This is a genomic window from Nocardioides sp., assembly GCF_024509035.1.
Classification (GTDB): Bacteria; Actinomycetota; Actinomycetes; order Propionibacteriales; family Nocardioidaceae; genus Nocardioides.
Genome location: NZ_JANINT010000324.1, coordinates 1 through 254, shown reverse-complemented (window position 1 = coordinate 254; position 254 = coordinate 1). Strand labels below are relative to the sequence as shown.

1 pseudogene is annotated in these 254 nt (G+C 69.3%); it reads right to left on the bottom strand.

The annotated features are described in order from the left end of the window. A pseudogene (locus Q0L15_RS20245) lies at positions 1-254 on the bottom strand (transketolase); the annotation flags it as partial.

Below are 254 nucleotides of genomic sequence, written 5' to 3'. Positions count from 1 at the left end.
GGGCTGATGCGTGGGGCCGTCCTCGCCCACCGCGATCGAGTCGTGGGTGAACACGTAGACGACGGGCTGGCGCATCAGCGCGGAGAGCCGCAGTGCCGGCCGCAGGTAGTCGGCGAAGACCAAGAACGTGCTGCCGAAGACCCGGTACCCACCGTGCAGGCTCATCCCGTTGAGGACCGCGGCCATGCCGAACTCCCGGATCCCGAACGCGATCGCGCTCCTGGAGTAGTCGTCGCGGGTCACCGGTGCGCCGT